Origin of the sequence: uncultured Limnohabitans sp. (assembly GCF_937889215.1) — a bacterium.
In the GTDB taxonomy this organism is placed as follows: domain Bacteria; phylum Pseudomonadota; class Gammaproteobacteria; order Burkholderiales; family Burkholderiaceae_C; genus Limnohabitans_A.
This window is the reverse complement of the sequence record NZ_CALBEX010000351.1, coordinates 1-1,528: the sequence shown is the minus strand read 5'-3', so window position 1 is coordinate 1,528 and position 1,528 is coordinate 1. Positions and strand designations below refer to the sequence as shown.

Genomic DNA, 1,528 nt, shown 5'->3' with positions numbered 1-1,528 from the left:
ACTGGCCGCTGATTTGTCTGAGGGAGAGCGTTTGTCGCAGCTCATGAGCGGTGGCAAAACGGTGCTGTTCATGAAAAGTCATGCCATCGTGACAACAATCACACGCAGCCGATTGCAATACGTGCTGCGGACCATCATGCCCCTAGCCTTAGGGCATTTGAAAACAACCAGCCCAAACGATCTTGAGTCGGACGACGAACGGCTTTGAACAAGCGATTGACACAGGGCCCTGTGTCGATCGCCAGACTTCCGATTGAGATGCCAAAAGGCGCGAAACTACCGGGATTTGTACTTACGCGGCTTTGGGCGTGGCCAAATGAATGATGGACTGCACATTGGAAGCGTTACCAATCGCCCAGCAGGCCTTGATCAAATCCGTGGTTTGAGATTGCCCCAAAACAGGATCGCTCAAGCCGTGAAATTTCCCCTCAAGCAGCGCTTGGGTCATTGGGTTTTGCAGCGAGCCGATCGCATGCTCCACAAACACATGCACCTTGCTGCCGTCGGTCAAGGTGGCGGTCACGTCGGCGCTGGCTTCGTCGATCGAGTCGTCCACTGTAGCCACCACTTTGCGGCGCAAGGCCACCATGTCGTCGCGGGTCACGATGTGGTCAGAGAACTCTTCCTCGGCGGCGAAGCCAAAGGTCAAGCCCGCGGCGCAGCCGTGGTAAACGCTGAACTTGGCTTGGAGACCATCGACAGGCTCTTTTTTGCCGGTCAGTTCGAGCACCAAGGAGTGCACGCGCAAGTCTATGCGTTGCACTTGTTCGGGACGCACACCTTTGGCACGCAACTGGGCACAGGCGTCGATGCTGGGGTGGATCACGATGCCGCAAGCGAAGGGCTTGTAGCTGTTGAACGAAATTTCAAAGCGCTCGCCCAACTCATGGGTGATCTCGTTCCAGTCGTTCTTGATGGACACAGTTTGCATCATGCCGCGAGGTGCTTCCAGCGCTTTCGGGCTGGCCGTGAAGCCTTGCTGGGCCAAGAGCGCCGACATCAGACCTGCACGCGCTGCAGCCCCGGGGTGGAAGGGCTTGGTCATGGTACCGAATTGCTCACGCATGCCGATGGGCTGCGAAGCTGCTATGCCCAAAGCCATGACCGTTTGCTGTTCATTGAGCTTAAGCAGGCGGGCACAGGCCGCCGCTGCACCTACAGTGCCGGTAGAACCGGTAATGTGCCAGCCACGGTCGTAGTGGTCGGGGTACATGGCGTTGCCCACTCGGCAAGCCACGTCAATGCCAATGACCAACGCGTCGATCACTTCACGGCCAGTAGACTGCTGGTGCTCAGCCAGCGCCAAAATGGCCGAGGCCACTGGACCGGCTGGGTGGATGATGGTTTTGAGGTGGGTGTCGTCAAAATCAAACGTGTGCGAAGTAATGCCATTGAGCAAGGCCGCGCTGGCCATGTCCACTTTGGTGACGCGGCCCAGCACGCTGGCTTGCGCTGCGGGCTGCAGCACCTGCACAGCGGCCAAAGCAGCATCGGCGGCCTCGTGGCCAGTGGCGCCCACGGCGCAGCC

2 protein-coding genes are annotated in these 1,528 nt (G+C 58.8%); one reads left to right on the top strand and one right to left on the bottom strand.

Annotation, left to right across the window (positions count from 1 at the left end; translation table 11 throughout):
* On the top strand, positions 1-208 hold a 208-nt coding region (locus tag Q0341_RS09020; RefSeq protein ID WP_299512319.1), incomplete at its 5' end, for a hypothetical protein.
* A gap of 84 nt (positions 209-292) precedes the next feature.
* Here Q0341_RS09020 and Q0341_RS09015 read toward each other — a convergent pair.
* Positions 293-1,528: MmgE/PrpD family protein (locus Q0341_RS09015; RefSeq protein WP_299512317.1), on the bottom strand; the 1,236-nt coding region annotated here is incomplete at its 5' end.